Annotated in this window: 23 protein-coding genes; 7 read left to right on the top strand and 16 right to left on the bottom strand. The window is 36.2% G+C overall.

Translation table 11 applies throughout. The annotated features are described in order from the left end of the window. Positions 1 to 112 precede the first annotated feature (112 nt). Positions 113 to 1075, top strand: coding sequence for a dipeptidase (locus tag PYW32_RS05190; protein WP_016175391.1), 963 nt, complete (start codon positions 113 to 115; stop codon positions 1073 to 1075). A gap of 227 nt (positions 1076 to 1302) precedes the next feature. Here PYW32_RS05190 and PYW32_RS05185 read toward each other — a convergent pair whose 3' ends face one another. The 5 genes from PYW32_RS05185 to istA form a co-directional block, all read right to left on the bottom strand. Next, positions 1303 to 2121 carry an SPFH domain-containing protein gene (locus PYW32_RS05185; protein ID WP_016175393.1) on the bottom strand — a complete coding sequence of 273 codons (819 nt, stop codon included), beginning with the start codon at positions 2119 to 2121 and terminating at the stop codon, positions 1303 to 1305. 344 nt (positions 2122 to 2465) lie between these two features. After that, entirely contained in the window at positions 2466 to 3572 is a 1107-nt protein-coding gene (locus PYW32_RS05180; protein ID WP_016175394.1) for an IS4 family transposase, read from the bottom strand. Between the two features lie 466 nt (positions 3573 to 4038). Beyond that, a complete protein-coding gene (locus PYW32_RS05175; protein WP_016175395.1) occupies positions 4039 to 5031 on the bottom strand; it encodes an Abi family protein in 993 nt (330 codons plus the stop codon). 251 nt (positions 5032 to 5282) lie between these two features. Beyond that, on the bottom strand, positions 5283 to 6050 hold the full coding sequence (gene istB / locus PYW32_RS05170; protein WP_016252698.1) for an IS21-like element helper ATPase IstB: 768 nt from the start codon (positions 6048 to 6050) through the stop codon (positions 5283 to 5285). Further along, positions 6047 to 7597 carry an IS21 family transposase gene (istA, locus tag PYW32_RS05165; RefSeq protein ID WP_245558575.1) on the bottom strand — a complete coding sequence of 517 codons (1551 nt, stop codon included), beginning with the start codon at positions 7595 to 7597 and terminating at the stop codon, positions 6047 to 6049. Before istA ends, istB begins: the two co-directional genes overlap by 4 nt. Positions 7598 to 7838: 241 nt before the next feature. Here istA and PYW32_RS05160 point away from each other — a divergent pair, with 241 nt between their 5' ends. Further along, entirely contained in the window at positions 7839 to 8426 is a 588-nt protein-coding gene (locus tag PYW32_RS05160; RefSeq protein WP_016175398.1) for a hypothetical protein, read from the top strand. 349 nt (positions 8427 to 8775) lie between these two features. Here the strand turns inward: PYW32_RS05160 and PYW32_RS05155 are convergent, their stop codons facing one another. From PYW32_RS05155 to PYW32_RS05145, 3 genes are all read right to left on the bottom strand, one after another. Next, on the bottom strand, positions 8776 to 9576 hold the full coding sequence (locus tag PYW32_RS05155; RefSeq protein WP_016175399.1) for a hypothetical protein: 801 nt from the start codon (positions 9574 to 9576) through the stop codon (positions 8776 to 8778). A gap of 70 nt (positions 9577 to 9646) precedes the next feature. Beyond that, positions 9647 to 10819, bottom strand: coding sequence for an IS256 family transposase (locus PYW32_RS05150; protein ID WP_016175400.1), 1173 nt, complete (start codon positions 10817 to 10819; stop codon positions 9647 to 9649). A gap of 271 nt (positions 10820 to 11090) precedes the next feature. Further along, positions 11091 to 12253, bottom strand: a protein-coding gene (locus tag PYW32_RS05145) for an IS3 family transposase (protein WP_102035477.1) whose coding sequence is annotated in 2 segments (ribosomal slippage) — positions 11091 to 11977 and positions 11977 to 12253 — 1164 coding nt in all. Because the reading frame shifts where the segments join, the coding sequence is not laid out codon by codon here. A gap of 142 nt (positions 12254 to 12395) precedes the next feature. On the opposite strand from PYW32_RS05145, the gene PYW32_RS05140 reads away from it, so the two are divergent. From PYW32_RS05140 to PYW32_RS05130, 3 genes are read left to right on the top strand one after another with little or no spacing between them, the layout of a single operon-like run. Further along, entirely contained in the window at positions 12396 to 12722 is a 327-nt protein-coding gene (locus PYW32_RS05140; RefSeq protein ID WP_016175403.1) for an IS21 family transposase, read from the top strand. Continuing rightward, positions 12719 to 13030 carry a hypothetical protein gene (locus tag PYW32_RS05135; RefSeq protein ID WP_016175404.1) on the top strand — a complete coding sequence of 104 codons (312 nt, stop codon included), beginning with the start codon at positions 12719 to 12721 and terminating at the stop codon, positions 13028 to 13030. Before PYW32_RS05140 ends, PYW32_RS05135 begins: the two co-directional genes overlap by 4 nt. Continuing rightward, positions 13027 to 13278, top strand: coding sequence for a tyrosine-type recombinase/integrase (locus PYW32_RS05130; protein ID WP_016175405.1), 252 nt, complete (start codon positions 13027 to 13029; stop codon positions 13276 to 13278). The genes PYW32_RS05135 and PYW32_RS05130 overlap by 4 nt, the downstream gene beginning before the upstream one ends. A 128-nt stretch (positions 13279 to 13406) precedes the next feature. On the opposite strand, the gene ptsP is transcribed toward PYW32_RS05130, so the two are convergent. The 3 genes from ptsP to PYW32_RS05115 form a co-directional block, all read right to left on the bottom strand. Then, positions 13407 to 15137, bottom strand: a complete 1731-nt coding sequence (ptsP, locus tag PYW32_RS05125) for a phosphoenolpyruvate--protein phosphotransferase (RefSeq protein ID WP_016175406.1) — start codon at positions 15135 to 15137, stop codon at positions 13407 to 13409. Further along, positions 15137 to 15403 (bottom strand): phosphocarrier protein HPr, encoded by a 267-nt coding sequence (locus tag PYW32_RS05120; RefSeq protein ID WP_016175407.1) that lies wholly within the window; start codon positions 15401 to 15403, stop codon positions 15137 to 15139. The genes ptsP and PYW32_RS05120 overlap by 1 nt, the downstream gene beginning before the upstream one ends. A gap of 172 nt (positions 15404 to 15575) precedes the next feature. After that, complete coding sequence (locus tag PYW32_RS05115; RefSeq protein ID WP_016175408.1) at positions 15576 to 15767, bottom strand: protein YkzS; 192 nt, start codon at positions 15765 to 15767, stop codon at positions 15576 to 15578. A 204-nt stretch (positions 15768 to 15971) separates the two neighbouring features. On the opposite strand from PYW32_RS05115, the gene PYW32_RS05110 reads away from it, so the two are divergent. Both PYW32_RS05110 and PYW32_RS05105 read left to right on the top strand, forming a co-directional pair. Beyond that, entirely contained in the window at positions 15972 to 18185 is a 2214-nt protein-coding gene (locus PYW32_RS05110; RefSeq protein ID WP_016175409.1) for an ATP-dependent Clp protease ATP-binding subunit, read from the top strand. Between the two features lie 141 nt (positions 18186 to 18326). Beyond that, positions 18327 to 18635 (top strand): DUF1827 family protein, encoded by a 309-nt coding sequence (locus tag PYW32_RS05105; RefSeq protein WP_016175410.1) that lies wholly within the window; start codon positions 18327 to 18329, stop codon positions 18633 to 18635. 39 nt (positions 18636 to 18674) lie between these two features. On the opposite strand, the gene PYW32_RS05100 is transcribed toward PYW32_RS05105, so the two are convergent. From PYW32_RS05100 to PYW32_RS05080, 5 genes are all read right to left on the bottom strand, one after another. Next, positions 18675 to 19190: a hypothetical protein gene (locus tag PYW32_RS05100; RefSeq protein WP_016175411.1), complete on the bottom strand. Its 516-nt coding sequence runs from the start codon at positions 19188 to 19190 to the stop codon at positions 18675 to 18677. 54 nt (positions 19191 to 19244) lie between these two features. Then, entirely contained in the window at positions 19245 to 19769 is a 525-nt protein-coding gene (locus PYW32_RS05095; protein ID WP_248636480.1) for a hypothetical protein, read from the bottom strand. A gap of 38 nt (positions 19770 to 19807) precedes the next feature. Further along, the gene (locus tag PYW32_RS05090) at positions 19808 to 19939 is read right to left on the bottom strand and encodes a hypothetical protein (RefSeq protein ID WP_016175413.1); all 132 of its coding nucleotides are present in this window, start codon (positions 19937 to 19939) and stop codon (positions 19808 to 19810) included. A 137-nt stretch (positions 19940 to 20076) separates the two neighbouring features. Continuing rightward, positions 20077 to 21657, bottom strand: a complete 1581-nt coding sequence (locus PYW32_RS05085) for a peptide chain release factor 3 (RefSeq protein ID WP_016175414.1) — start codon at positions 21655 to 21657, stop codon at positions 20077 to 20079. A gap of 134 nt (positions 21658 to 21791) precedes the next feature. Beyond that, positions 21792 to 22442: a bifunctional 4-hydroxy-2-oxoglutarate aldolase/2-dehydro-3-deoxy-phosphogluconate aldolase gene (locus tag PYW32_RS05080; protein ID WP_016175415.1), complete on the bottom strand. Its 651-nt coding sequence runs from the start codon at positions 22440 to 22442 to the stop codon at positions 21792 to 21794. Between the last annotated feature and the right edge of the window lie 3 nt (positions 22443 to 22445).

Genomic DNA, 22445 nt, shown 5'->3' with positions numbered 1-22445 from the left:
TCATTTCTAGTATTACAAAATTGTTCGTTTATTTTCATCGATTTTTATAAAAATAACTAGTTTATTTTAACATTTCATGATACGGTGAAGATACATTTTGGAGGTGTTTTAATTGAAAGTTATCGATATGCATTGCGATACCATTATGAGAATTTTCAATTCAACAGAACATTTAGCGAAAAATAATTTTCAAATTGATTTAGAAAAAATGAAACAAGCAGATTATTTATTACAAAACTTTGCTATTTTTCTAGACAAAGAAGCCGAAGAGTCGCCTTATCAAACAGCGAAAGATATGATTGATTGCTTCTATCAAGAAATGGAAAACAACCCAGCACTCATTCGACCAGTGACTACGTATGAAGAAATCATCAACAATCAGCAACAGCAAATACTCAGTGCCTTACTAACTATGGAAGAAGGCGCTCCGCTAGAGGGTAAAATCGAAAATTTAGAAGAATTTTATCAATTAGGTGTGCGAATGTTGACTTTGACTTGGAATTATCCAAACGAACTGGGCTTTCCAAATGCCCTGTACTGGAATCCAGACACACAACGTTTAGCTACGCAACAAGGATTAACTCAAACAGGCATTAATATTGTTCAAGCAATGAATGAATTAGGAATGATCATCGATGTCTCCCATGGTTCAGATCAATTGGTAACAGATGTGCTCACGCATACAAACCAACCATTTGTAGCCAGTCATTCCAATACGCGTGCACATGGCGCTCATTTTCGCAATCTACCGGATCATTTAATCAAAAAAATCGCAGCGCGTGGCGGTGTGATTGGTTTGAATTTTTCTGCCGATTTTTTACAAAATTCTCAGCAAAACCAACATCTTATTGAACGATTAGTTGTTCACGCAGCACACATGAAAAAAGTTGGTGGCATTGAAGTAATCGGCTTTGGTTCTGATTTTGATGGTATTCCTATCCATCATGAATTACCAGATGCAACTATTTTCCCTACGATTGAAGTTGCTTTCCAAAAAGCTGGGTTTACGTCCACTGAAATAGAAAAGATTTTTTATCAAAATGTCTTACGCTTATACAAAGAACTCTTACGATAAGTCAAAATAAAAACATCCGAACCATTAAATCGTTCGGATGTTTTATTGTTAAAAAATATATGTCACAGCGCCTTTTTAAAATTCATTCCAGTCGTCATATTCTTTTTTGTCAGTATGATCCTTTTTACGATCTTCTGATTTCTTTCTTTTTAGTTCTACAATTAAAGAGTAGACAGCTACACTCGCTAACACAATCAATAATATTCTAAAAATAAAGAAGAACATACTTACTCACCATCTTTAACAACAGCCGTTGCACCATTGACAGTTACCCATCCATGCTCTTTACGTGCTTGTGCTTCTTCGTATTTAATCAGATTTTCAGTAACGGATTCAGCAATTTTCTTATTCGCTTCTGCTTCTGCTTCCGCTTGTTTAGTGATTTCATAGGCTTTCGCATCTGCTTGTGTTTTCTTCGTTTCTGCATCTAATTTCGCTTTTTCATTTTCTTGACCCGACAATACGATCGCATCAATTGATTTTTGCGTTTCTGCATCAATCTCAGGAACACCAACTGTCACATCTTCTACGACAAAGCCTTTCGTTTCCACAGATTTAGAAAAGTTTTCTAATAAATTCCCTTCTGCTTCAGAAGATTTACCAGATAGAATATCTAAAATTGTATATTGAGAATACACTTCACGTGCTTCTTTTTGTAATTTTGATTTTAACCAACCTTCTTCAATATCTTGAGAGGTAATATTCCCAAATTCTTTGTACATTGCTGAAGTTTTAGTAGGATCAATTTTATAGTCATATTTAATATTAACAGATGTTTTTTTACCATCAGCTGTCGCAATCGAAACACTTTCCGCTTGAATCGTTTGTAAACGAATTGGATATTGTGTGACTTTATCCAAACCAACAAATTTAATCCCTTGTCCTAATGTTTCATCACGAACGCCACCGTTAATGGAATAACGTACACCAACATAGCCGTTTTCAATTTTTTCAAAGAAAACGAACGCCCCTGCTATCGCAACTCCTAATAAAACGATTGCCGTAAGTCCTGTTTGAATCGCTTTGTTTGTTCCAGTTTTTTTCATCGCATTTCCCACTCTTTCTTATTTAGTTGTCTATTTAATTATTACATGTTTTTTTATTTCTATCAATCCAATATTAAAAAACCAGTCTAAAGACTTAGAAATAGCCTTTGTAACAAACAAATAATAACGTTCAGGAATAGATTTGCTACGTTGAGGGAAAAAATATTTTTTAATGGTATTTTTCACTAGTGTTGCACAAAAGTATTTTAGAATATTCTGAAAACTATTTTTTCTGGAAATAGGTCAAAAGAAACTGCGCTGACGCAGAGGATGACTTTTTCCAGAAAAATTTTTACCTGTTATTCAATTGAAAACCAAAAGTAACGGGCCATTGTTCTTTTTTCTCATGTGAGAATCAACTGTTCTAGCCAACATTCAAAGGGCTGAAACAGTAAATAACGAAAGAATCGTTTGATTTGGAACACTGATTTTTCCGTTTTCGTCTCTAATTTGATGAGAAACGTGAGGAGAGCGGAAATCATCGTTAAAATCAATTGATTCTGCACGCCTTTTTCGCTTTGAGAAAAGAAGGTTTTACTGGTTATGTGTTGTTTGATGTGTTTGAAAAACAATTCAATTTGCCAACGCGCGTGATACATATCAGAGATTTCTTTTGAAGAGACGTCCATTCGATTGGTGATAAATTGATACACACGTCCGTTCTTATCTTGAACAGTGACTAGTCGGAAATTGGTGGTCAGATAGGTTTTAGATCCTAAACGAACCAGCTCGTCTCGTAGAATTTCTGTTTCTGGCGATGTTTCCAGAGTATCTATCACGTGAACTTTGGTGTTTTTTTTAATCCGAGTGACGAAGAAATAGCCATCCCAATGCATCTGATCCATCTTTTCAAAGTCCAAATACCCACGATCAAACACGTAAGTTGCCTCTGGTTGATTCACCAATACTGGCAGTTGATTGAGATCATGTTCATGGGCATTTGTTAAGATAAAATCAGTTGGATACATCGTGGTATCGTCCATATAACAATAGTTTGAATGTAACTTGACACCTGATTTTGCTTGACGGAAAGTCGCCCACTTATGACGGTTCAAGCTGAGCGAAAAGGTACTGGAATCAATCAAATACAGATGATTTCGCTTGGTTGGTTTTGTCTGATGTTGGACTTTTTCTAAAAGCCGTTGGAAGATTTCCTCTAATACTTTAGGTTCAAGGGCATTAAATGCCCGAGATAATTGGCTATGACTAATCGTTGCCACATCGGTTTCTAGTTGAAGTGATTCGTTGATGAGAGACGTACTCAAGTCACGCAAACTTTCTTTTTCTTCGTTAATCGCGTAGAGAAAAAGCTTCAATACTGCTTCAAAAGAGAGTTTTTTCCGATAGGAATCGTAACTGGCAACGAACTGTTTGGAATAAACAGAAAGATTTTCTAAATTTATGGCAGAAAACCATTTATTAAATGCAGAATTTGTTTTATACTTATCCATGTTGTAGTCCTTTTTATTGGTCTTGGATAAGTCATCCAAGTGCTAGTATAAAGGATTTTTTTGTTTCATGGAATAGGTTATAAATTTAATGCAACACTAGTGTTTTTTACTATAATATTTCATTTCATAATGTTAATATATCAGCTTTTTTACAGAAAAAAAGCTGATGTCGTTCAACTAAATTAAAGAGAATTAAAATCAAATGGCATTTAGTATGGCGTAAAATACTTATATATGATAGGAAGAGAAAATAAAATGTGTGGGGCGTTTTTATCTTAAGTAATTTAAAATAAAAAAAAGAATCCTGGGGTTACAGGATTCTTTTTTTGTTAGTGCCCATTAACAGTAATTGTTAAAAACAAATAATTGTGTACACCAACATTAATTAAGCTCAAATTAACACCTAGTTGCTCAAGGCTACTAGAGTGCAAAGAGTACTACCTCTTTTTTACTCATACTGAGGATATCACTTAAATTTGTAGTAGTCAATTAGTAACTCCAAATTTCTGTATAATTCTTTAAGATGATTGTTGTTCGAATAATAAGAAGCATTTCTCATACACCTTTTTTTAAAGGCTTCTAATTCAGATATTAAATGGTTTCTTACTCCTTTACTACAGTACATATCATGTAGAAAAAATAAGCATAGAATATCATTAATTCTAGGATTTCTGTACAAAGATTTATCTAAACCCATTTTATGATTAGTTTGCATAATTTTAGGATCAGGAGAGATACTAGTCATTCCTGAAAGATTCAATATTATTGGATTATTATGAGCTGCAGCATTCCGAACATTTTTTGCATAACGTATTAGTTTAGCCGGATATACCAGTCTTTTTTTAGATATTTTAGTTCTGTCAAAGTAAAATTCTAAAAACTTTGATAATTCTCCAAAAGACATTAGTTCTAGTAAAACCCAAACAGAAGTGCAACTACTATGTTTGTTTTTAACTGGATTTAAATAATGCGATCTCTTATCGTAAATCCCGTACATATTACTAAGATCAAATTTGTGTGTAGTTGAAAAATCTTGTACTATCTGGTATCCATCTTCCAACTTATCCATAGTTACAATAGAGTTAACTAATGTTTTAAGAGAATGCTCTAAGTCCAATGACATGTTTAGTAAAATTTTTCTTAAACGCATATCTAAGATAGCCAAATCATCTAAATGCGCAAAATCTAAATTACTATATTGACCATTCTCATCTTTGATAAAATTATGACGGTATACACCAACCTTGAAGTAATAAGTATTTTCAGTAATTCTTTTTTTAGCCTCTTCTCTACTCATCAAATTAAATTTAATACCTTTTCTGCTCATAGTTTCTATAAGTTGATTAGGTGTAAATTTTGGATGGTTCTCCTTAAATATTTTTTGACTTTCAGACTCCATGGTACTCAATATCTCATGTCTAGTATAATCTCCTAACGATTCGCCTATAGATGCCTTCATTTAGTAACTCCTTGATAACAATATAATATCTTTAGTATATCATCTACAAAGTTTTCTTTCTATAATATCAGTCTAAAGACCAGTTTATAATCATTTCATCTTATTTTGAAAGGAATAACTTATTCCAAATGATATACAAATTCGAGTGATTCTTTTCCATAAATGAGTGTTAGCTTTATTTATTAGTATATGTATTTTTTGAAAAATTACATATATGTCAGCGTCAAGTAGAATTGAACAGTTAACGCCAATTAATTTTGAACACTTTCGCTCACAAACATGCTCTGGCGATGCTTCATACGGTAGCTAGCTTCATTCATGTGAACGACCTCCGCTCGATGCAGAATACGGTCTAGGATAGCCATTGCGACGCCCTCATCGCCCAATAATTCTCCCCATTGGTCGGGGCTCTTATTGGAGGTCAAGATGATTGAACTCCGTTCATATAGATGATTGATCAAATGAAAAAACAGGGTAGCTTCCCTTTGATCCATTGCCATATACATCAAATCATCAATGATCACTAAATCAGACGCTCGGATCCGATTGAGCTGGACCTGCGCTTTTCGCGTGAATTCTTCAGTTTTCAGAAGGGAGAGTAGTTCTCCCATTGTCACGAACGTCACCTGAAATCCCTTCTGGATGGCCTCCATGCCTAAGGCAATGGATAAGTGCGTTTTCCCCACACCGCTCGGACCCAAAAAGATGAGATTATACTGCTGCTCAAGCCAAGTAAGCTCTTGGAGCTGGGTAAGCTGCCGTTTACTCAGAGAAGTCTGATCTGATAAGTCGAATTCCGTCAGTGTTTTGTGGTACGGGAACTTAGCCCATTTCAATCGTTTCTGAACACTTTTTTCCTCGCGCTTCCTTAATTCGAAGCACACAATCTCCTGCACCAGTTCCCGGTAGGTCCAGGAGGCCTGTTCGGCTTTACGGAAAAGCTCAGGCAACTCGCTCGCAGTTTCCACCAAGCGCAGCTGTCTGAACTGGCTCTGCAGCGCGTCCATGCTATCATTCATGAGGCGGCACCTCCCAGAATTTCCGTATAGGTACTCATCGGATGCGTCTCCACGTTGATATCAGCGCAATCCGATCGGACTGCTTGTACGGGTGGAACAGGCGGCGTCTCTTTCCGAGGGGCAGCCAAGTATTTAGCCACATCCGTAAAGTCATTCGCACTCATCAGATGTTCAGACATACACTTCTGTAGGACCTCATCAATGACAGTGGGGTATTCGAGGGCCGCTTTCTGTAGAACGGCCAGTTGGTCTCTTTTATAGCGCGGATACTTCTCCATCAAGATATCAATGTATCGTGAGGCAAGCTCCAAATCTTTGAACTGCTGCGCAACGGTTTCCTTATAGCTTTGAATGCCCTTCGAACGATCGCGCCCATGGTTTTTATTTTTGATCAGTTTGCCAGTTGAAGTTTCCAGAGGATGGTTCGCCAGAATTTCCCCATCGGGCTGTTTTCTGATAATAAGCCGTTTTTGATCGTTCGTATCTTCCTTGATTTCAATAGCCACTGTATTCAGGCCTTTCGGTCTGTAAGTGCCTAGTGGTACGGAATAACGGTTTGATTTATAAAAAACCGTATTGTCCTTGTTTACCGTTCTTGTTATACTTGAACCGGTGATACTCTCGGTTGAGAGTAGTTTAGAGACTGGTTTTAAGTGTTGCTTTTCGAGGAGAAACACTTCTACCGGTCTCTTTTTTGTTGTTCCATGAACCCTTCGGTTGCCCGTTCTTTCCAACCAGGCTAAACAGCGCTCATTCCAGTTCTCGATTGTCGTATAAATCCGGCTATCGGCGAAATTTCGTTTCACATACTTTACCGTACTCTCCACTTTTCCTTTGGATTCGGGGTCGGCTTTGCGGCATAAATGGACTCTGAACTTCCGTTGCTGTTTGTACGCTTGGAATTCAGCGGTCAGGATCATGTCTCCAGCGTGCTCACTCACAGTGATTAGGTGGTCCTGATCATAAACGATTTCTTCCGGCATGCCACCAAAGAATTCGAAAGCATTCTCATGGCTTCGAATGGCATCACGAGTCGTAAAGGGGCGGTTTTGCCATTCCACATAGCGGTAGCGTGAATGGGAAAGTAAGAAACAAATGCAGTATAATTTGATTTCTCTTTGATCCTGCGTCTTTTGACGCGTTTCGCCCCAATCGACTTGTACCTGTTTTCCCATCGGTTGTTCTTCGACCGCCTCGTATTGCCTCACAACTTTAGTTTTAGCTATCTGATATTCTTCGCGTATTTGATTCACATATAACCGCATCGTACTTTCACCAACGGTGAAGTCGGGGAATTTCTCAAGCAGCCAATCCTGTATTTGAGACGCATTCAGATGCGGATACTCTTGAAGCCAAGCAACAATCCAATCCTTGTATGGGTCCAATTTCTTCTTCCTCGAACCTAATGAATTGACCCATTCAAAAGCTTCTTCCGGTGTCTTCTCCATGTAGTTATAAACCGTTGTGCGGGATACCTTCAACTGCTTTGCGATTTGTTGGATGGAAAAGTCCCGCTCCTTCATCTGTTGAATTTCCAAATATAACATTAACTTCTTCTTCACCTTTCGTCCTCCAATAACCTAAGATACCTTTAAAAGTATACAGGATTGGAGATATTCTTTGGCGAAAGTGTTCAATCTTATTCATCGAAAACTGTTCAATTTAGTTTAGCACTGACAATATAAAGATATGACGTTCAGGAATGAATTTACTACGTTTAGGACAAAAATGGTTTTTATCTACATTTTTGTGTTATAAATTATTTATAAATTTAAGGAGGTTTTTTATTTGAAGAAATTATTAATTTTAGGAGCATCTTTATTAACATTAGGTAGTACAGTTTTACCAGGAACAATAGGTGCTATAGCTTATGCAGATGATATTACTGGTAATGAAGAAACAACTTCATCAATCATTGAAAGTGGTTCTGAATTGAATTATGACGATTTGAATAGTTTACTTAATTCAGAAGAACTACCAGATAATGTTTTTATCGAAAACACCCCTGATGGCCCAGTTGTAGTAGTTTACGAAGAAAATAACATTAGTTCAAGAAGTATACAAACTGCAGCTAACGTTATGAAGTGGGGCCCTTGGACATATACTAATATAGCCGTGTCAACAGGCGTGTTAGCAGGATCAATAAACACTGCTCTATATTCAGGCATAGGTGTAGTTGCTGGAACAGTGGGACTACCTGCATTAGCTATAAGCGGATTATTAAATGCTGCACAATGGACCAAGTTAGGCAACGCTCCTGGAAATGCCGTAGCTAAAAAATGGGATAAAAACGGCAATGGTTGGGTCGGTTTCTATAAAAGTTCAGGATATGATGGTATGGGACGCATAGTGGCAACTAAATACATGACTAAGTAGCTACAATGAAAAAAGCATACAATTATTTATCTAACTTTTATAATAAACGCCCATACTTAACTATTATTTTAGTCGGTATTATAGGCAGCATAGTAGGTATACTCATTGAGTATATTATAAATGGTGATTTCATTGCTTCTGCAATTTATTCTTTCATTTTCTTTAATTTACTATGGATGCTAGTGGTTAAAACCAAACGGTCTAAAAATAGAAAGAAATAATCCCAGCTATACAAAAAAACGGAGTAACCACAATCTAGGTTACTCCGCTTTTAATCGTATTTACATTTTTTATAAAAAAGCAAAGTATTAACATTACATTTACTATGTTAATACTCTACTTTATTCTACTATTGTATAGTATCTACTTTAGAAGCCTTCTCAATTACAATATCATCCTTAGATTTCTTTAATTTTTGCTTTTTTACTCCTAATTCTTTGCTCACGTTGAAAAAATATAGATATACATTCATATCCGCCTCAAGCTCATCATATTTATAACTATCCCCTTCGTTTACAGCGGATAACATCTTCAACACAAGTTTATTTATGAATTCGAAGTTTAGATGTCTATCTTTTAATTCTGTCTGATATTTAATTTCACCTATTTTAAATTTTTCCGGATTTAAAGAATTACAAATTTCATTTAATTCTCTTCTCTGTTGTTCTGTCAGCTTTTTTGAATTAGTTTCATTTTTTAACAGTCCATCAGATACAATTAATAAGTCTAGAGCTATCAGTCTATAAGTTGTATTTTTTAACCTTTGAAGCATTTCATTTAGTTCACTATCACTTTCTTTTAATTCTGTATAAAATTTATTATAAAAATTATACTCAGTCACTGCCTCCAACCCATTAAAATTTCCTAACTTCATAACTTGGCGCAAAGTTTGCTTTAGAGTATTAATAGCCAGCCTATTAGCTTCATCCAATGTTAATTTAGCTTCACGAAGGATCCTTTTTACTTCGATTCCTTCTTTAGAGATTTTGAATAATTCAAAATCTTCAATATTAATAAATATTAATATTGCTATTGAAGCTATAAGAAAAATTATAACAATATTCCAATCCTTATCTAAATATGTCACTATTGAAATGGGAATAAACAATACTAATATCATAAAAAAATTATTTAGTTTATTTTTCTTCAAAAATATCTCTCCTTACCAGAGTCAAGTCCATAATCCTGTGTAAAATACTATACAATGTTCTCACTGTTTTTTACTTGCCAAACTTAATATACTTTCTTGTCGAACTCAGCCATTCATCATGCAAGTCCATAAGGACTGCTCCAATTAATCGATTGGCTGAAGCATGGTTAGGAAAGATTCGAATGATTTTTTCTCTTCTGCGTACTTCTTGGTTCAGACGTTCAAGAAGGTTGGTGCTTTTCAGTCGGTTGTGAGAGTTACCCAAAACCGTGTATTGAAAGGCATCTTCGAAGCCATTATCTAAGGTTTCGCAAGCTTTTGTATATTTTGTTTGATCGATGTATTCATCTATGAGGCGATTTTTGGCCTCTCGTGCTAAATTGATATCTGTAAACTTAAAGATTCCTTTTACAGCTTCTCTAAAAGGTTTAGAGTTCTTCTTAGGAATCGTTGTAAAAATATTTCTTAAGAAGTGAACTTGACATCTCTGCCAACTTGCGTTGGTAAAGGATTTACGAATCGCAGACACTAAGCCTTTATGGGCATCAGAAATTACGAGTTCTGTTCCCCTTAAACCTCGTTCTTTTAAGTACTCAAAGAAGATGGACCAAGTATCATCACTCTCTTCGCTTTGAATCATAAAGCCAATGATTTCTCGGTCTCCATCTTCTGTAATTCCGATCGCAATATGGCAACTTTTAGAAAGGACCCTGTTATCTTCTCTAATCTTTATGTAGAGAACATCTGTCATCAAGTAAGGATAGTTTGTATCCGAAAGTGAGCGGTTCTGCCACTCGTTGACCATTGGGTCTAACTGTTCAGTCAGACTAGAGACAAAGGATTTAGAAACTGATTTACCACACAGTTCTTCAACGATTTTTGAGACTTTACGTGTTGAAACGCCTGAAACATACATCTCAAGCATTGAAGCGAGCAGCGCTTTTTCATTTCGCTGATAACGCTCAAACACCGTTGGTGAAAACTCGCCGTCACGTGTTCTGGGTACTCGTAATTCAAGAGTTCCAACGCGAGTCGTAAAGTCACGCTCGTAGTAGCCATTTCGTTGGCTTTGTCGGCTTTCAGATCGTTCATAGTCTTCAGCTTGAATGTATTCAGTTCGCTGGTTTTCCATCAATTGATTGAATACAGTGGTCAAAATGTTTTTAGAAACATCGTCTTTTACAGAATGTTCAATAATACTTTGAATCTCTTCGTTGTTCAGTGTAAAATGTACTTGGGTCATGTAAAGTCCTCCTAGGTATGTTTTTAGTGGTTAAAAACATTGTACCGTAAAAGGGCTCTTACATGGCCTTTTATCTTTTACACAATTATATGGACTTTATCCTTACCAGTAAATTATAAAACAGTTGGATCATAACTATAAGTTTGAAATGGCAACACTTATTTTGACAAATTTTATAAGGTGTATATAGAATTCTTGCACTTTGTTCCGATTGCCCTTGACAACGAGCCTCCATGGTCATGAATTTCAACGGCAGAAGCTCAATTGGGAATTACGCTGCCTCGCTTTCGCTATCATGACCATGCTCATTGTCAAGGGTTTGCTGCGCCAATCTCTGATAACGGATATGAATGGGTGTCTCGTAGCCAAGTGTACCGTGCAAACGAAGATGATTCCACCAATGTACATAATCAAATAATTCTAGTTCTAATTCCTTCAAAGTCTCAATTTTTTTTGAATAAACAAATTCGATTTTGACGGATTTATACATAGATTCTGCTACGGCATTATCATAAGGACAGCCTTTTTTACTAAGTGAACGTGTGATACCAAATGCTTGTAAAATCATTTCAATTGTTTGATTATCAAATTCTTTCCCACGATCCGTATGAAAAAGTTCTACTTCTGTTAATGGATAAGATATACGGCTGAAAGCTTTTTTTACTAGAGCCGCAGATTTATGCTCGCCACAAGAATAACCAATGATTTCACGATTGAACAAGTCTAATATCAAACAAATATAGTGCCATTTCTTTCCAACTCGTACATAGGTTAAATCTGTTATGATTGCTTCTAATGGATTTTTATGTGAAAACTCACGATTCAATAGATTTTTAACTGGCGCTTCATTACAAGAAGTTCCATGATGCTTATAGTAGGCCATCGTATAAGTAGACTTCAACCCACGATTCTTCATGATTCTGCCGATTTTACGCCGACTAACACGAATCCCTTGATTTTCTAGGCTCTTTTTTATTTTACGCGTACCATAGACTTTGCGTTTTTGATAAAAGGTTTCGGTTACCGCCTCTTCAATTTCAGCTTCACTTTGTTTTTTCTTTGGTTGATAGTAATATGTTTGGCGAGAAATCCCTAGACATTGACACATCGCTGATATAGAGTATTTGTGCTTGTTGGCATCAATTACTTGTCGTTTCGTCCGAATATCAGCGCCGCTTGCTTTAAAATATCATTCTCCATTTCTAACTGTTGATTTCTTTTTCGTAAAGCAGCTAATTCTTTTTGTTCAGGGGTTAGGTTGTCTTTTTCTTTGAATGATCCTGTTGTATTGGCTTGTTTGACCCATTTATCAAAAGCTGAGGGGGTTAATTCATATTCCCGAACGATTTCTGCTCGCGGTTTCCCAGCATTGTACAAATCTACCATTTGTTGTTTAAATTCTTTTGAATAGGTTCTTCTTTGACGTTTTGACATAATTTTTCCTCCAGGTGTTTTCTCTTATTGTACACACCTTATTTTTTCTGTCTAGTCCAGTGTAACCTATCCAAATGAAGCAAGTATACACTTAGAAACAACGTTAGAAAAACTAAATAAAAGAACTCATCACGAACATAAAGTGCCACATCATGAATTATTGGGTCAAGAAGCAATGCAATCTAGACCAGCTATTTCACCCTTTGATCCAGCAGATATAGTAGAGGTACGAGTTAACAAATATAGCACGATTGTTTTTAAGCAAAATCATTATTCTGTCCCCGAGGGACATGTTGGAAAGTATATTAAGGCCAAAGTAGGTGCAAAGAAAATAAAGTTATTTGTGGAAGGTGAACTCGTCGCTACACATGAGCGATGTTGGGGATTGCATCAATGGATTATGGATATTAATCATTATTTAAAAACATTTGAAAGAAAAAAGGTGCTATCGCCCAAAGTGAATGTTTGAGGCAAGCACCAACAAAAATAAAAAATATCTACTACGAACATTATATAGGAAAAGAAAAAGAATTTCTAGAGTTACTCTTTTATATACAAATGAATAACAATATTGATGAAGTGATAAGTGCCATTGACCAGCTTAAAGCTATCCGGTTAGATCATGTTTCGACAGAAAGAATATTGTTTCTATGCGAACAATCTCTACCAAATGAAGGTCATTCAATGCAGCATGACGATATTACTAAGCAGGCGGAAGATAACATGATGGCATATGCCGCATTATTTAATCAATTAGAGGAGGTCACTTCATCATGACAACGAAGGAACAAGTTATTCAAATGTGTAAAGATCTTAGATTACCAAGTATACGAAAATTAGTTATGGTTCACTTTTCACTTGCGAAATACACTTCTATGTTGTATCAAGCTGGCATAGATATGAAAGAAGCTCAAGAAATCCTTGGGCATGCTTCTATCGAAATAACCAATAATATCTACACGCATGTTAGTCAAAAACAAAAAATTGCTACAGCGGATAAGTTAGCGAAATTTGCTAGTTTCTAAAAAAAAGAATCAAATGGCATTTAATTTGGCATTTAGTTGTTTTTTCAGAACAAAAAAAGGCTCTACCTCCCGCTGAAAATTAGAGAGGTAGAGCCTTTCAATTTTTGAGAATAAAACCTTAAAAAGCCTTATTCACCAACGTATTCTTCAACTAAAGCAACGACTTCTTCCATTGTGTCGCAATCTTTCAGCGCACGATTTGCAAGTTCTTGCATTTTAGTAGTGTCTAAACGTTTCATTAGACTACGAGTTTTTAGAACAGATGTCGCACTCATTGAGAACTCATCTAAACCAATACCCACTAATAATGGAACAGCCATTTGATCGCCGGCCATTTCTCCACACATACCAGCCCATTTACCTTCAGCGTGAGCTGCATCAACGACGTTCTTAATTAAACGTAGAATTGATGGGTTATATGGTTGATACAAGTAAGAAACTTGTTCGTTCATACGGTCTGCTGCCATTGTGTATTGAATCAAGTCATTTGTTCCAATACTGAAGAAGTCAACTTCTTTCGCAAAACGGTCAGCTAAAACCGCTGCTGCAGGAATTTCAATCATGATACCAACTTGGATATCATCAGCAACTGCTACGCCTTCGTCAACTAATTTTTGACGTTCTTCGTCATACATTTTTTTAGCAGCGCGGAATTCTTTCAGCGTTGCAACCATTGGGAACATGATACGTAATTGTCCATGAACAGAAGAACGTAACAATGCACGCAATTGCGTACGGAACATGTCATCGCCTAATTCTGACAAACTAATACGTAATGCACGATATCCCAAGAATGGGTTCATTTCATGTGGTAATTGTAGATATGGTAGTTCTTTATCTCCACCAATATCCATTGTACGAACAACTACAGGTTTACCATCCATGCCTTCCAATACAGCTTTATACGCTTCATATTGGTCCTCTTCAGATGGGAAGTCTGGAGCATCCATGTACAAGAATTCTGTACGGTAAAGTCCAATAGCTTCCGCACCATTGTTGTGAACACCAGTTAAATCTTTTGGTGTACCAATGTTTGCTGCTAATTCGATGTGTTTACCGTCAGCTGTAACAGTTTGGGCATTTTTTAGTTTTTCCCATTCTGCTTTTTGAGCAGCGAAAGCTTCGCCAGCTTTGTGGAATTCAGTAGCTTGTTCTTCAGTAGGGTTGACAATAACGTCACCTTCAATACCGTTAACAGCTACAATATCACCAGCTTTTACTTTGTCAGTGATATCTTTTGTTCCCACAATTGCTGGAATCTCTAAAGAACGAGCCATAATCGCTGAGTGAGAAGTACGTCCACCAATGTTTGTAACGAATGCTTTAACGAAATTACGATCTAATTGCGCTGTGTCACTCGGTGTTAAGTCATGTGCAATCACAACAACTTCTTCATTAATCATCGATGGATTAGGTAAAATTACTTGCAATAAATGTGCTAATACACGCTTAGCAACGTCGCGGATATCCGCAGCACGTTCTTGCATGTATGCATTATCTTCCATTGCTTCAAACATGCCAATATACATGTCTGTAACTTCTTTTAACGCAGATTCTGCATTGACTTTATTGTCTGAAATATTTTGCTTGATTTGACCGATCATTTCTGGGTCACTAAGAACCATTAAATGTGCGTCAAATACTTGCGCTTCTTCTTCGCCTAAAGCTTGAGCAGCTTTATCACGAATTTGTTTTAATTCTTCAGTAGATTTAGCTAATGCATCATCTAGACGAGCTTCTTCAGCAGATGTGTCTTCAACTGTAACTTTTTTAAAAGTTAAGTCAGGTTGAACTAATAGGTATGCCTTCGCAACTGCTACGCCATCACTTGCCGCAATGCCCTTTAGCATTTCAACCATTATTCAGACAATCCTTCCTTTTGCATTGTTTCAACGATAGCAGCGATTGCTTCTTTTTCGTCAGCACCTTCTGCAGTAATTGTAACGTCAGAACCTTGGCCAACACCTAAAGACATAACGCCCATGATTGATTTAAGGTTAACTGATTTACCTTTGTACTCTAAGTTAACATCAGAGTTAAATTTGCTCGCTGTTTGAACTAATAAAGTCGCTGGACGTGCGTGAATTCCTGTCTCAGCAATTACGTGAAAATCTTTCTTTTCCATATTATCAATCTCCTTTAGTGATATCTAAATTTTTTGTGAGGGCTTACTTTTGTCAACTCTTATCTAATAGACAGAATTTAACCACCCTTTCAATTGTTAAGATTACCATTTTTTTGTTAGTTAGACAACCGTTTTCCTAAATAAATCCTCAAATACTTGCGAAAATTGCTTTTTACTTAGAATCCGCTTCATAACGATAAATAATTTTCCCATTTAAACCTGCTTCACCAACAAAAGATGTGCGGTCTTCTCGGTCAATCCAAACCTCTCGAAACGTAAAAAACGCCTCTTTTTCTACAACAATTTCTTCGATTTCACCTTTTTTTAATTTATCTAATAAATCAATATAAGGATTGTTTTCCATAGTTATTCCCCTTTAGTTCTGATAATTTTTCTCTCTTAGAAATTATAGTTCTTTTTATGAAAACTGCAAATTCAAATACTTGCATATCCACTAAAAGATTGTATAATATGATTAAAGGTCAAAGTTGGTCAATTAAATATATCCCTCCTTTTTCCTTAACACTCACTACAAGAGACAAAACTATATGAAAGGTCGTGAGACACGATGCTTTGCCAAAACTGTGGAAAAAATGAAGCAACAATTCATTTATATGCAAATGTCGGTGGACAACGAAAACAAATTGACTATTGTCAAAGTTGTTACCAAAAAATTAAAGGTCAACAAACAACAAATGCGATGCCTCAAGATCCGTTTGGCTTTGGTAGTCTAGATGATTTGTTTAGACAAATGTCTCAACAAATGCAACCAGGAACACCTTCGTACAATCAGACACCACCGACCCAAACTGGTGGAAATCAAAATAACTTTAATGGTGGACAACCACCTCTCAACAATACACCTGGAATTTTAGGTGAATACGGCATCAATATTACACAACAAGCACGCGACGGCGAAATCGATCCAGTTGTGGGACGTGACGCAGAAATTAAACGTGTCATTGAAATTTTAAATCGTCGTACGAAAAATAACCCTGTGTTAATCGGCGAACCTGGTGTTGGAAAAACGGCTGTGGTTGAAGGTTTGGCACAAAAAATTGTTGATGGCGATGTACCACAAAAATTATTAGATAAAGAAGTCATCCGTTTAGATGTCGCTTCTTTAGTTCAAGGAACAGGTATTCGTGGACAATTTGAAGAACGTGTACAAAAACTAATTGAAGAAATCAAACAAGCTGAAAATATCATCTTGTTCATTGATGAAGTTCATGAAATCGTTGGTGCGGGTAACGCTGGCGACGGTAATTTAGATGCCGGAAACATTTTAAAACCCGCATTAGCTCGTGGCGAACTTCAAATGGTCGGTGCTACGACCCTTAGCGAATATCGAATCATTGAAAAAGATGCCGCACTAGAACGTAGAATGCAACCGGTGCGTGTAGATGAACCTTCTGTTGAAGAAACCATTACTATTTTGAAAGGTTTGCAACCACGCTATGAAGATTATCATCATGTAAAATATACAGACGAAGCCATTCGTGCAGCTGCGGTTCTTTCTAATCGATATATTCAAGATCGCTTTTTACCAGATAAAGCAATTGACTTATTAGATGAAGCAGGTTCAAAAGAAAACTTAACGATTCAATTTGTCGATCCAAAAGTAATTGATAAAAAATTAGCAGATGCGCAACAACAAAAACAACAAGCTTCTCAAGAAGAAGATTTTGAAAAGGCTGCGTATTATCGTGATCAAATCAATAAACTCCAACAAATGAAAGAACGCCAAGTATCGGATGAAGAGACACCTATCATTAATGAGAAAATCATGGAAAATATCGTTGAAGAACGCACCGGTATTCCCGTTGGTGAACTCAAAGAAAAAGAACAAACTCAATTGAAAAACTTAGCCAATGACTTAAAACAACATGTGATTGGTCAAGATGAAGCCATCGATAAAGTAGCCAAAGCGATTCGTCGAAATCGTGTTGGGCTTGGCAAGAAAAATCGTCCAATTGGTTCTTTCTTATTCGTAGGACCAACAGGCGTCGGAAAAACGGAACTGGCGAAACAGTTAGCTTATGAAATGTTTGGTTCGGAAGAGTCAATGATTCGTTTTGATATGTCAGAGTACATGGAAAAACATAGTATTTCAAAATTAATCGGTTCTCCTCCAGGTTATGTAGGCTATGAAGAAGCCGGTCAATTAACGGAAAAAGTTCGTCGCAATCCATACAGTTTAATCCTATTAGATGAAGTCGAAAAAGCTCATCCTGATGTGCTGCATATGTTCTTACAAATTCTAGAGGATGGCCGTTTGACAGATGCCCAAGGAAGAACTGTCAGCTTTAAAGATACGTTAATCATTATGACAAGTAATGCTGGAACAGGTAAAGTTGAAGCCAATGTTGGTTTTGCGGCTGCCAGAGAAGGAATTACTCGTTCTGTCTTGAACCAATTGCACCATTACTTCACACCAGAATTTTTGAATCGATTTGATGGTATCATCGAATTTAAGGCATTAAGCAAAGAAAATCTATTGAAGATTGTTGCTTTAATGTTAGACGAAGTGAATGGTATGTTAGCACAACAACATTTACACATTGATGTCACGCAAGATGTCGAAGAAAAATTGGTGGAATTGGGTTATGACCCAGCAATGGGTGCTCGACCATTACGTCGCACCATTCAAGAACAAATTGAAGATGGTATTGCAGAATTTTATCTAGACTATCCACAAGCACACACTCTAGAAGCTACTCTAAACGATGAAGACAAAGTCATTATCACAGCGAAAAATGAAGCTTCTAATGAAAAAGAATAAAATAGATTTCTTATCGAAAAAAAGTTGGTCAATCCCTATGTTTTGACCAACTTTTTTTACTTTTTTAAGAGATAATACTTTATATTTCTTTGAAAAAAAAATATAATTGACTTATAGACAAGAGAATGTGAGGTGAGCGATATGAAGTTGGTAAATGTAACGAATAGCCACTCTCGATTAGTAAAGCAACAACTTGAGAATACTGATGCTTCATTAGTCAAAGTTTTTACTGCTGGTAACACTACTGTTATTTATACAGAAGCACCGCTCCATAATGAAATTGTAATTGTAAATAACAAGAGAAGAGTTCACCCAGAAGAAGTTGAAGAAATAAAGAATCACTTTTTAGCGAAGATTCCTTCTGAATTGTATTCTGAAGAAGATATTACAATTTTGGAAGACAGTGAGTTTATTGAAATATCTATTCCTAAGGCGTTACCTGTGGAATAATAAAAAAGAGTGCGGACAATGATGTCCCACTCTTTTTTATTATGCATAAAACCCTCTTAGTTCCGCAATTTCTTGTTGGTGTTTGGGATACCCTTTATCACCTAATACCATCACTGCAAATTCCAACCGTTCTTTTCTTCGTGGGCTGTTGTCAACAATCTGTTTCGCTACGTCTCGCGCATAGCCTTCATGCTCTAAATCAGTAATTAATTGATAATAATTGGCAATATTTTCTTTTGCTAAACGAACGGCTTGTGCTTTTTCCATATGACTTTCGTTTAGATAGCGTTGAAATAATTCATAAATTTCTTTTGAATGGGTCAGACTGTATTTATCTTCTTCATTCATTTGTAGAAATTCTTCTTTATTCCAATAGGATTCTTTTCGGACCTTTTGCGCGAGTAGATCATTTAATTTATACCGTTGAATAAACGTCTCGATTGCTTCATTGACAATCTTTTCTGCCTCTGCAACAGTTTCGATAGTTGCTGGGTCTAAACTATTGGAAATTTCTTTTCCATTGAAAACAATCGTGACTGTTAATTGGCTCGCCATTTCATTCACTCCTTTAAAAATATTTTAGAGTATACAAGCTTTTTTCGCAATTAATTAAAAGAATTGCGAAAAATCTTGTTTTTCAAAATACGCATTAATATCACTTTCTGAGATGATATTTTCTGATTTCACTTCACCATTATAAAATATTCGTTTTAGTACTTTATCGCTGTTATGTAGTTCGATAAGTGCATCTCTATCAAAATAACGTTGTTTAAACTCTTCTTGGGTATATGGTTGCTCATCAATCATCATTATCACTTGCAATTTAGGCCAATGCTGAATGGTTAAATACGTTGCATCAATAAAATCTCTAGCCGCATAATATTCTTTATTGTGTTCTTTAATTTCTTTGACTAAATCAGCATATGTTTTTTTCAATAAAACAAAGTCCGGCATAAGTTCGACCCCATTTCTAACTATGCTGACTTTGGTAGGTTGTTCAATATCGTAGATTTTTTCTTGTTTACTTTGATCATCTGTTATTCGTCCATCAAATTGAAGGACATCCCCTTTTTCTAACCAGCCATAGGTTAAAAATTGTTTCGTTAAATTCATCCATAAATGATCGGCTATCAATTCAAATGTTCCTTTTTGAAAAACTTTTAAGTCAGCTATCATAAAAGTAGGATGTTGGAATTCTTCATAATAACGGTTAAAGTGCCCGTTCCTTGGTACCCATAAAACTGAAACTTCCCTTGAAACGTATATCGATTTTGATTGCCTAGTTCTGCTAATTTCTCTCTCATTATTTCTCCTTGTCGTCTATTCAAAATTTGTTCATGGATAAATACGCAATTTATCTGTCAAACAACTGAAAAAACACCTTTTTTACGCCTAACTTGACATAAAAAAGGTGTAAGTTTGAATAATCTTCAACAATATCCTACATCAAACTCTTCAATTTCACATTTGGATACTTGTCAGCAAACCAACGCTCCGCAAATTGGTTTTCAAACAAGAATAATGGTTGATCAAAACGGTCTTTTGCTAAGATGTTACGACTAGAACTCATACGTTCATCTAAGTCTTCTGGTTCAATCCAACGCGCAATTTTATTTCCCATAGGTGTCATAATGACTTCAGAATTGTATTCATTTAACATACGATGTTGGAAAACTTCAAATTGGAGTTGACCAACAGCACCAATAATATATTCATCAGTTAAATATGTTTTATATAACTGAATTGCCCCTTCTTGAACTAATTGATAGATACCTTTATGGAATGATTTTTGTTTCATCACATTTTTAGCAGTAACTTTCATAAATAGTTCTGGTGTAAATGAAGGTAATTCTTCATACGCAACTTTTAATTTCCCTTCATATAAGGTGTCACCAATTTGATAATTTCCTGTATCGTAGACCCCAATAATATCTCCTGCAACAGCTTCTTGAACGTTTTCACGGGAATCTGCCATAAATTGCGTCACATTACTCAATTTCATTTTTTTGCCAGTACGCTCTAACGCTACATCCATCCCACGCTCAAACGTTCCTGAACAGACACGAACAAAAGCAATTCGGTCACGGTGAGCAGGATTCATATTGGCTTGAATTTTAAAGACGAAACCAGAGAATTCTTCTTCATACGGACTAATCATTTGGTCGTCCATTGTTTTATGTGCATATGGTGCTGGTGCAAATTGTAAAAAGGTTTCTAGGAATGTTTGTACCCCAAAGTTAGTTAAGGCAGAACCAAAGAAAACCGGCGTTTGTTCGCCGCGCGCAATTTTCTCTGTATCAAATTCATCGCCCGCTTCTTTTAACAATTCTACTTCTTCTAAAACTTGTGTATAAATACTTTGCTCTGTCAATGGATGAGATGCTGGAATTTCTCCATTTTCATCTAATGGAATCAAACGTTCGCCATCATAGTTTTCTGGACGGTACAACTCCACACGATTGTTGTAAATATCATATAAGCCTTCCATCCCTTTCCCCATACCAATTGGCCAGTTCATTGGATAAGATTCGATATCTAACAACTCTTCTAATTCCTCTAATAATTCTAATGGTTCACGTCCATCACGGTCTAATTTATTAATAAACGTAAAAATAGGAATACCGCGGCGTTTAACAACTTGGAATAATTTCTTCGTTTGTGCTTCAATCCCTTTGGCACTGTCAATAACCATGACTGCACTATCCACTGCCATTAACGTTCGATACGTATCTTCTGAGAAATCCTCATGTCCGGGTGTATCCAAAATATTTACGCGTTTATTTTGATAATCGAATTGCATAACTGAACTGGTTACTGAAATTCCACGTTGTTTCTCGATTTCCATCCAGTCAGATTTCGCAAAGTTTCCTGTTTTTTTCCCTTTAACAGTTCCTGCTTGACGAATCGCGCCCCCAAAAAGCAATAATTGCTCGGTAATGGTCGTTTTACCCGCATCCGGATGGGAAATAATCGCAAAGGTGCGACGGCTATCTACTTGTTCTTTTAAATTTGGATTATTCATTTTATCTGCACTAATTTCCTTTCACTCTCTAGTTAAATATGCTGTACATATTCACGAACTTTTTCAGTATACCATGAATTGTCGTATTGAAAAAGAGTCTACAACCGTAGCTGCAAACTCTTTTTCAAACATTTTTATAATTGATTGATGACTTCTTGATAACGTTTCTGATATTGTTTTGCTAAAGCTGTCATTTTATCAAAATTACCGTCTTTAGCAGGTGCTAATAAATTGCCACCAACGCCTACTGCAATACTTCCAGCTGCAACCCATTCATGTAAATTTTCTAAATTTACGCCTCCAGTAGGCATGATGTCTACATTCGGTAAGGGACCGTGAAACGCTTTGATTGCATTTGGTCCCGATAAACTGCCTGGAAACAATTTGATAATATCTGCTCCATAAGTAAGTGCAGTTTTCATTTCAGTAATTGTCATACATCCAGGCAAATAAGGAATTTGATATAAATTACATAGCTTAGCTGTTTCTTTATCAAAACATGGACTCACAATAAATTGTGCACCTGCGCTAATAGCGATTCTGGCAGTAGTTGCATCTAATACTGTACCGGCACCTAGTACGACTTCCGAATATTCTTGGTAACGCTGATGTAGTTCATAAATCACTTGCTCCGCTTGCGGAACCGTGAAAGTCACTTCTATCCCTTGAATTCCTCCAGCAAGAATTGCTTCACTGCTTTGAATAGCTTCTTTTGCTGTCTCTCCACGAATCACGGCAATAATTCCAGCACGTTCAATTTTTTTGAGAATTTCTATTTTTTTCATAAT

Origin of the sequence: Enterococcus saccharolyticus subsp. saccharolyticus, assembly GCF_029023825.1 — a bacterium.
In the GTDB taxonomy this organism is placed as follows: domain Bacteria; phylum Bacillota; class Bacilli; order Lactobacillales; family Enterococcaceae; genus Enterococcus_F; species Enterococcus_F saccharolyticus.
This window is presented reverse-complemented; position numbering and strand designations above follow the sequence as displayed.

What these genes read in the sequence shown, in the direction of transcription:
- PYW32_RS05185 (WP_016175393.1), bottom strand. Translation starts at nt 2,121, where the DNA reads ATGAAAAAAACTGGAACAAACAAAGCGATTCAAACAGGACTTACGGCA.
- PYW32_RS05180 (WP_016175394.1), bottom strand. Translation starts at nt 3,572, where the DNA reads ATGGATAAGTATAAAACAAATTCTGCATTTAATAAATGGTTTTCTGCC.
- PYW32_RS05175 (WP_016175395.1), bottom strand. Translation starts at nt 5,031, where the DNA reads ATGAAGGCATCTATAGGCGAATCGTTAGGAGATTATACTAGACATGAG.
- istB (WP_016252698.1), bottom strand. Translation starts at nt 6,050, where the DNA reads ATGAATGATAGCATGGACGCGCTGCAGAGCCAGTTCAGACAGCTGCGC.
- istA (WP_245558575.1), bottom strand. Translation starts at nt 7,597, where the DNA reads ATGTTATATTTGGAAATTCAACAGATGAAGGAGCGGGACTTTTCCATC.
- PYW32_RS05150 (WP_016175400.1), bottom strand. Translation starts at nt 10,819, where the DNA reads ATGACCCAAGTACATTTTACACTGAACAACGAAGAGATTCAAAGTATT.
- PYW32_RS05130 (WP_016175405.1), top strand. Translation starts at nt 13,027, where the DNA reads ATGACAACGAAGGAACAAGTTATTCAAATGTGTAAAGATCTTAGATTA.
- ptsP (WP_016175406.1), bottom strand. Translation starts at nt 15,137, where the DNA reads ATGGTTGAAATGCTAAAGGGCATTGCGGCAAGTGATGGCGTAGCAGTT.
- PYW32_RS05120 (WP_016175407.1), bottom strand. Translation starts at nt 15,403, where the DNA reads ATGGAAAAGAAAGATTTTCACGTAATTGCTGAGACAGGAATTCACGCA.
- PYW32_RS05115 (WP_016175408.1), bottom strand. Translation starts at nt 15,767, where the DNA reads ATGGAAAACAATCCTTATATTGATTTATTAGATAAATTAAAAAAAGGT.
- PYW32_RS05110 (WP_016175409.1), top strand. Translation starts at nt 15,972, where the DNA reads ATGCTTTGCCAAAACTGTGGAAAAAATGAAGCAACAATTCATTTATAT.
- PYW32_RS05105 (WP_016175410.1), top strand. Translation starts at nt 18,327, where the DNA reads ATGAAGTTGGTAAATGTAACGAATAGCCACTCTCGATTAGTAAAGCAA.
- PYW32_RS05100 (WP_016175411.1), bottom strand. Translation starts at nt 19,190, where the DNA reads ATGGCGAGCCAATTAACAGTCACGATTGTTTTCAATGGAAAAGAAATT.
- PYW32_RS05090 (WP_016175413.1), bottom strand. Translation starts at nt 19,939, where the DNA reads ATGAGAGAGAAATTAGCAGAACTAGGCAATCAAAATCGATATACGTTT.
- PYW32_RS05085 (WP_016175414.1), bottom strand. Translation starts at nt 21,657, where the DNA reads ATGAATAATCCAAATTTAAAAGAACAAGTAGATAGCCGTCGCACCTTT.
- PYW32_RS05080 (WP_016175415.1), bottom strand. Translation starts at nt 22,442, where the DNA reads ATGAAAAAAATAGAAATTCTCAAAAAAATTGAACGTGCTGGAATTATT.